The 7,669-nt window shown below is 27.9% G+C and carries 8 protein-coding genes; 6 read left to right on the top strand and 2 right to left on the bottom strand.

Annotated features, from left to right (window positions below):
• Positions 1–1,073: 1,073 nt before the first annotated feature.
• From NST87_RS13725 to NST87_RS13700, 6 genes are all read left to right on the top strand, one after another.
• Complete coding sequence (locus NST87_RS13725) at positions 1,074–2,339, top strand: replication initiator protein A (protein WP_316605892.1); 1,266 nt, start codon at positions 1,074–1,076, stop codon at positions 2,337–2,339.
• Positions 2,340–2,358: 19 nt separating this feature from the next.
• The gene (locus NST87_RS13720; protein WP_011304048.1) at positions 2,359–2,982 is read left to right on the top strand and encodes a zinc ribbon domain-containing protein; all 624 of its coding nucleotides are present in this window, start codon (positions 2,359–2,361) and stop codon (positions 2,980–2,982) included.
• Between the two features lie 17 nt (positions 2,983–2,999).
• Positions 3,000–3,278: a hypothetical protein gene (locus tag NST87_RS13715; RefSeq protein WP_002508705.1), complete on the top strand. Its 279-nt coding sequence runs from the start codon at positions 3,000–3,002 to the stop codon at positions 3,276–3,278.
• A 540-nt stretch (positions 3,279–3,818) separates the two neighbouring features.
• Positions 3,819–4,493, top strand: coding sequence for an IS6-like element IS257 family transposase (locus tag NST87_RS13710; protein WP_001105987.1), 675 nt, complete (start codon positions 3,819–3,821; stop codon positions 4,491–4,493).
• A 142-nt stretch (positions 4,494–4,635) separates the two neighbouring features.
• Positions 4,636–5,655 carry an aminotransferase-like domain-containing protein gene (locus NST87_RS13705; RefSeq protein WP_340721800.1) on the top strand — a complete coding sequence of 340 codons (1,020 nt, stop codon included), beginning with the start codon at positions 4,636–4,638 and terminating at the stop codon, positions 5,653–5,655.
• Between the two features lie 99 nt (positions 5,656–5,754).
• A complete protein-coding gene (locus NST87_RS13700) occupies positions 5,755–6,384 on the top strand; it encodes an NAD(P)-dependent oxidoreductase (RefSeq protein ID WP_193623578.1) in 630 nt (209 codons plus the stop codon).
• Between the two features lie 237 nt (positions 6,385–6,621).
• Here the strand turns inward: NST87_RS13700 and NST87_RS13695 are convergent, their stop codons facing one another.
• Together NST87_RS13695 and NST87_RS13690 are read right to left on the bottom strand one after the other, a co-directional pair.
• Positions 6,622–6,822 (bottom strand): hypothetical protein, encoded by a 201-nt coding sequence (locus tag NST87_RS13695; protein WP_002448025.1) that lies wholly within the window; start codon positions 6,820–6,822, stop codon positions 6,622–6,624.
• 5 nt (positions 6,823–6,827) lie between these two features.
• Positions 6,828–7,622 carry a ParA family protein gene (locus NST87_RS13690; protein ID WP_002448023.1) on the bottom strand — a complete coding sequence of 265 codons (795 nt, stop codon included), beginning with the start codon at positions 7,620–7,622 and terminating at the stop codon, positions 6,828–6,830.
• Positions 7,623–7,669: the final 47 nt, after the last annotated feature.

The following is a 7,669-nucleotide window of genomic DNA, read 5'->3' as shown; positions in this document are numbered from 1 at the left end:
TTCTTTGTGTTGTTTGTTACATGTAACATGTTACTGCAAAACTTTGTTTCTTTCAACTTATACATAATCTCGTTGTTCTTAATTCATTCTTATATATTCTTTGTGTTGTTTGTTACATGTAACATGTTACTGCAAAACTTTGTTTCTTTCAACTTATACATAATCTCGTTGTTCTTAATTCATTCTTATATATTCTTTGTGTTGTTTGTTACATGTAACATGTTACTTCAAAACTTTGTTTCTTTCAACTTATACATAATCTCATTGTTCTTAATTCATTCTTATATATTCTTTGTGTTGTTTGTTACATGTAACATGTTACTGCAAAACTTTGTTTCTTTCAACTTATACATAATCTCGTTGTTCTTAATTCATTCTTATATATTCTTTGTGTTGTTTGTTACATGTAACATGTTACTGCAAAACTTTGTTTCTTTCAACTTATACATAATCTCATTGTTCTTAATTCATTCTTATATATTCTTTGTGTTGTTTGTTACATGTAACATGTTACTGCAAAACTTGTTTCTTTCAACTTATACATAATCTCATTGTTCTTAATTCATTCTTATATATTCTTTGTGTTGTTTGTTACATGTAACATGTTACTGCAAAACTTGTTTCTTTCAACTTATACATAATCTCATTGTTCTTAATTCATTCTTATATATTCTTTGTGTTGTTTGTTACATGTAACATGTTACTGCAAAACTTTGTTTCTTTCAACTTATACATAATCTCGTTGTTCTTAATTCATTCTTATATATTCTTTGTGTTGTTTGTTACATGTAACATGTTACTCATAAAAAGTTACAAAATAAATTGTTTCTATAGGTATATAAGTGTTATTATTAATTTATAACAAAATAAAAAGAGCAACTATTGGTAGTAGTTGCCCTTAAATGTTTGGTGATAAAACGTTGGCACACGTTTATTTAATATCAAATTTATACTTGTATTATATAATGAATGATTACTTAGTGCAAGTATTGAAGTTATTATATGAACGGAAAATATATAAAAGCGTTTTATTACCTCTTACCAATTTAAAATTCGGAAAGAGGTTTTTTATTATGACAAATGAAGAAAATCAAAAATTCACAAAACTACACAAATTCTTATTTACAGACAACAAGTTCAAAGCTATGAGAGCCAAAAGTAAATTACTCTATGCGATTATTACTGAACGTCAAAGTTTAACAATTGCTTATGCAAAAAATAACCAAGATCAATCTCAATTTTTAGATGAAAATAATCGTTTATTTTCAATATATTCAAATTCAGATTTAAAAGGTATGCTACATGTTTCTGAACCTACAATTATAAATTTAAAAAAAGAATTGATTGAATATGGTCTTTTAGAAGAAATAAGAGTTCCTACTTCAAATAATCGATTATATCCCAAAAAGCCATATGATAAATACTATTATCTAAATGATATTGATGAGTTTTATCGTTTGCCTTATGCACTTTTTGATAATCCATTTTATAATAAACTATCGCCCGATGCTATTATTACTTACGCTATTTATCTAAGTCGTTATGAATATAGTGTATTTAAAGATATTTTTTACGATAAAACACATAATATTTATTGCGTGATGCCAAATCAAGAAATTGCAAAATTTTTGAATATAAATCGTAAAAAAGTGGCTAGGCTCAAAAATGAGTTAATTGCTTATGGATTAATAGAAGTAAAACCTTCAAAAAGAGCAGATAAATTATATGTAAATCCTCCAAAACAGCGTAATGACAACAAACTTAAAAAATGGGACATTGCAAACTTAAAAAATGGGACATTGCAAACTAAAAATATGGGACATTGCAAACTTAAAAAATGGGACACTAGTTATACTGATTTTAGTAACACTAATATTAGTGTTATTGATTCTAATGATATGAATGATATGAATGATATAAGAGAGGCAAATATAGAAGATACAAAACCTAATCAACCAAATCATACAGATCATTTACAAAAGCAATCCGATGAAGAAGCTTTAAAACATTTAGAACTTCAGGAAATGCCCGAAGATACAAAAAGATACATGAATAATTTTAGTGCTAAAGAAATACAAATCATTAAATCAGTTATACTAAAAGCTAAGCGTTCGTTTAATGATTTGTATGGTGAAGTGTATATGCTTGAAGATATGGATGATGAATTATTTACGGTACTTAAAAGATTCAAAGGTATAATGGTTAAAAAACAAGAAAAATTGGAAAATATGCAAGGATATTTAATGCGCTCTATTTTGTCCGAATTAGAAGAAATGCGCTCAACGAATATGCGTAGAAAAAACTTTGAAAACAGCCCACTCAACGTATTTAAATCATAAAATACAAGAAAAAAGGGGAATGATAGGCTATGAATTTTTCGTTAGTGAAAAGCTAGAGAACTGCAAATATAAGTATATCAAAGCGATTAACGATTATATAAAACAAGAAAAATCTCATATTATCGGTATCGATTTAGGCAAATACCATTACTTAACAGCGTCAAATATAGACCGATCTTTTGTTTTTGTCGATAAACATAACACGCTCTTCCATCTTTTTAGAAAATACGAGAGACGTATTGCTAATAAGCAATATGATAATAGCGAAGCTTATTCTAAACTGAAAACAGGACTTAAAAGCCATATCAATCAAGTTGTTAACGAAATGTTAGAACAAACGTCCAATCGTTTTCAAACCGTCTTTGCATTAGATGATCATGGTTCAAGTCATTTATCTTTTCCTAGTTTGGTATTTGACTTAACTTATTTTGCGATTAAGCAGCGAAAAAATGAAAGTGACGAAATACTGATCGTTGATGAAAGTTTCACGTCTATTGAATGTCCAATATGCCATGATAGAAATCAGTACAACAGAACTAATAAAAATAAGTTTAAGTGTACAAAATGTGGATTCATACATCAAAACAATGATATTGTAGCTGCTAGCAATATAGCAAAGAAAGGACAATTATTAAATTCTTAATATAAAGGGGGGATAAAATGATGAATAATAAACAAAAAGCGAGGCTAAAACATTACAAAAACTATGATTATCCAAAACAAGCGTATGCTTTCTTTGATCATAAAAAGGTAAAAGTTGTTTTAAATAATGGAGAATCATTTACGGGGTATATTGTTAAAGAATATACGTACGAAATATTATTAGTGAAAAGCGATGGCATCAAAGATCCAAAAGATAATGAATTAGAGAAACGTACGCTCATTCCTAAACACTCGATTGCTTATACGACCAATTTCATTCATTTACCTCAAGAATAAAGAATAATTAAAATTAGTTATATTGGTTTTGAGGGGATTTTTAGCGTGAATATAGGTCAGAATCTTTAGTTCGACCTTTATATTCATGCTGTAGCAAACGAACAAAGTGAGTGCGGTAGAATCATACATAACGTAGCAAAATAAAAAATAATTATGATAATCAATAATGTTTCTCTGCACTATCATGTGCTAGAGTGAAATTAGAGAATTAATAGTCCAATCAAAACATATTCTCTTGTCATTTTGTATAATATTGCTTCCAAAGCCCTAACTACTATTTGTAGTTAGGGCTTTTAATTTCTGGATATAAAAATAACCCCACACCTTATTAGGTGTAGTGATTTAAAAGGTAATATACACAAGAAAATATAAATAAAATAAGAGATGATAAGCGAAAGCACTCTATTTAGTGTTTTTCCTAAATAAATGTTGATAAAAATTTTGATAACTAATGTGTCTTGTTAAAGGTTTTTATTAATATATGGGTTCTGTTGCAAAGTTGAATTTATAGTATAATTTTAACAAAAAGGAGTCTTCTGTATGAACTATTTCAGATATAAACAATTTAACAAGGATGTTATCACTGTAGCCGTTGGCTACTATCTAAGATATGCATTGAGTTATCGTGATATATCTGAAATATTAAGGGAACGTGGTGTAAACGTTCATCATTCAACGGTCTACCGTTGGGTTCAAGAATATGCCCCAATTTTGTATCAAATTTGGAAGAAAAAGCATAAAAAAGCTTATTACAAATGGCGTATTGATGAGACGTACATCAAAATAAAAGGAAAATGGAGCTATTTATATCGTGCCATTGATGCAGAGGGACATACATTAGATATTTGGTTGCGTAAGCAACGAGATAATCATTCAGCATATGCGTTTATCAAACGTCTCATTAAACAATTTGGTAAACCTCAAAAGGTAATTACAGATCAGGCACCTTCAACGAAGGTAGCAATGGCTAAAGTAATTAAAGCTTTTAAACTTAAACCTGACTGTCATTGTACATCGAAATATCTGAATAACCTCATTGAGCAAGATCACCGTCATATTAAAGTAAGAAAGACAAGGTATCAAAGTATCAATACAGCAAAGAATACTTTAAAAGGTATTGAATGTATTTACGCTCTATATAAAAAGAACCGCAGGTCTCTTCAGATCTACGGATTTTCGCCATGCCACGAAATTAGCATCATGCTAGCAAGTTAAGCGAACACTGACATGATAAATTAGTGGTTAGCTATATTTTTTTACTTTGCAACAGAACCATAATTGTTATGATTTTTCTACTGCTTCTACATCATGGACTGACTTTCCTATCGATAGTTATATCCAGTGTTTAGAACCATCTTTGTGGCATGAAAAACCGAATTTATTCACTTATGGCCCAATTGCAGGCAGTTATTCTTTAAAAAAATCTTTTCAAGAAATATTAGAAAATGATCAAATATTCGTCAAGGAAGACCAAATTATCATTACAAGTGGAACGCAAGAAGCCTTACATATTCTTTCATTAATGATGATTGATAATAACGAAAAAATTCTTGTAGAACAACCTACTTATCATTTAGTGAATAATTTAATAGAACGTTTAAAACTCAATTACACTACATATAATCGTAATTTAAATGATATTAATATGCTTGAATTTGAAAAAGTGATTAAAGAAAATAGGCCTAAATATGTTTATTTAATGCCAAGGCTCCATAATCCTTTGGGAACAACTATGAAAGAAAATGATAAAGTTAAACTTCTAAAAATGGCCAATAAGTATGCTTTTTATATTATTGAAGATGACTATTTAGGAGACTATGAAAAGGATAAAACTTATAAATCGCTATATGAAATGGATAATAACGAATGTGTTATTTATTTGAAAAGCTTTTCAAAAATTATGTTTCCAGGGCAGCGATTAGGTTTTGCTGTACTCCCCAATAACTTAGTTCAAAAATTTTTAGATATCAAAGAAATTATCAATATCCAAACTAACGTGATTAGCCAATCTATTATGCAAACGTTTATTAATAGTGGGTTATATAATTATCACAAAAATAAAATTATAGATAAACATCAACAAAAAGTTAATAAACTTCGTCATTCTTTAAATAAATATTTCAAAGATTATGAGTTTAACGATAACCATAAAATGCATACAATAATTAAATTGCCAAAGACTATTAATATAAGCGTCCTATACGATAATCTTTATAAATACAACGTTTTAGTTGATGATTATAGAAAAAACTATATTAAAGATTATAAGCATAACTATAAATTTTTAAAAATAAACACAGCTAATATTTCAAAAGATAAGATTGATATAGGTTTGCAACTTATTCATTTATCTCTAGAAAAAAGTAAGTTATTTTGATTTATATATATATATCGATACAAACCCCTATTTTTCCCCTTAATTAATCGTAATTTTCTGTTTAAATATTCTTATAAAACTACTTAGGGGGAATTTTAATTGAAAATAGGTATAATAGGCGCAACAGGAAAACTAGGCAAACTTCTTTTGAAAGAAGCTATCGATAGAGGACACGAGGTTACCCCAATAATTAGGGACGCTAATAAGCTTGATTATTCAACTAAAAACTTAATAGAAAAAAGTATTAATGAACTTACAACTGAGGATATTAACAGTTTTGATAATGTTATAAGTGCTTTTGGGGTTCCAATGGGAAATGGCGAGATACACATTTCCATTAGTAAAAAGCTTATAAATATATTTGAAGGCACAAATATAAGATTACTAATTGTGGGAGGTGCAGGTAGTCTTTATATCGATAATAATAGTAAAAAAAAATTAATTGATACAGGAGATTTGCCCAATGATGTACAAAAAACTGCTGAAGGCCAAAATATAAGTCTACAACTACTTCGAGAATCAGATGTCAACTGGTCATATTTCAGCCCTTCAGCTAATTTTGATAAAGATGGTTTAAAAACAGGTAACTATAAATTCGGAAATAATGTCTTACTTAAAAATAATCTAGGAAAAAGTTATTTAAGCTATTCTCATGCAGCATTAGCTATACTAGATGAAATTGAAAAACCTAATTATGTAAAAAAACAATTTACTGTTATATCAGAATAATGAATAAATCATATATAAATTATCTATGAAAGTATTTTAAAAGTTGCTATCTTCCTATTCAAGATAACAACTTTTCTCTAATAAAACCTAACTAAAATAATAAATTCAATTGGTATTTATTCTGATCAAGCAGGTTAACATAATCGATGATTATCAGAAGTTACAAAAAATGCGTCACTAGTATAGTGACGCATTTTAGCATTTTCTTTATTTGAAAAATTACTATAAATTAACTTTTTAATACTTATTATTTTCTAAAAATTCTTCTAAAACTTTATCAATTATTGATTTTATAGACGTATCTTTATCTAACGCCATTTGGTTTAGCCTTTTCTTAATATCAGTATCTACTCTCATTGTTGTACTTTTAGATATAGGTCTATAATTCTCTGTGTATTTCACTTCCGAAGTATCTATATTATCTAAAAATCCAGCCATACATTTCATTCCTCCTCAATTAATTTAATTCTACTAACTAATTCTTCATATACTTTGTTGAACATATGTATGACTTTTTTATCATGCATATCTTTATCTTTTATCCCATCAGCAGCGAACTTTTTTATTCTTTCTCTTTGATATATTTGGTGTTCAAATAATGCTTCAGAAAACGCAGATTTAGACATCTCTAATATTTGTTTATCTACTCGTCCATTTTTTTTTATTAATACTGGAACTGCACCAACTAATTCAAATGGTAAATCTGACTCTTTTTTTCTATCTCTTAGAAAATTAACAAAAGAAAGACTGCTCTCATAAGCTGATTGTTGTGTTTGAAATACCATTAAAATATAATTACTTGCGTAAACAGCATTATTAGTAAAATCTGAATTTATAGTAGGTGGCACATCTATAAATACATAATCGAAATCATAAATTTTTTCAATTTTTTCTACCACATTTTTTAAAATATATCTTTTTTTCAAAATGTCTGTTTTTGAAATAATATCGGATAAATTAGCCAAAGACGAATCAGCGGGCAATAATGATAAATTAGAAGTTAATCTAATGATACTTTCATCTATATTTCCACTTTTTAGCATATTTATGAATGAAAGTGATTCCTCTTTAAATTCTGGATAAGTTCTTTTCATAATTTGAGTAGCGTTACCTTGAGGATCAAAATCTATTAAAAGAACCTTTTTGTTATAGTTTTCAGATGCAATATAAGAAAGTAATGTAGATACTGTAGTTTTACCTACGCCACCTTTAAAATTTCCAACTGTTATTATATTCAAAATAACCCTCCTACATAATCTCATTGTTCTTAATTCATTCTTATATA

Source organism: Staphylococcus sp. FSL W8-0271 (assembly GCF_038006605.1).
Classification (GTDB): domain Bacteria; phylum Bacillota; class Bacilli; order Staphylococcales; family Staphylococcaceae; genus Staphylococcus; species Staphylococcus cohnii.
Note: the sequence above shows the minus strand (reverse complement) of the source record. Positions and strands in the feature narration are given on the sequence as shown.

What these genes read in the sequence shown, in the direction of transcription:
- NST87_RS13725 (WP_316605892.1), top strand. Translation starts at nt 1,074, where the DNA reads ATGACAAATGAAGAAAATCAAAAATTCACAAAACTACACAAATTCTTA.
- NST87_RS13720 (WP_011304048.1), top strand. Translation starts at nt 2,359, where the DNA reads ATGATAGGCTATGAATTTTTCGTTAGTGAAAAGCTAGAGAACTGCAAA.
- NST87_RS13715 (WP_002508705.1), top strand. Translation starts at nt 3,000, where the DNA reads ATGATGAATAATAAACAAAAAGCGAGGCTAAAACATTACAAAAACTAT.
- NST87_RS13710 (WP_001105987.1), top strand. Translation starts at nt 3,819, where the DNA reads ATGAACTATTTCAGATATAAACAATTTAACAAGGATGTTATCACTGTA.
- NST87_RS13695 (WP_002448025.1), bottom strand. Translation starts at nt 6,822, where the DNA reads ATGGCTGGATTTTTAGATAATATAGATACTTCGGAAGTGAAATACACA.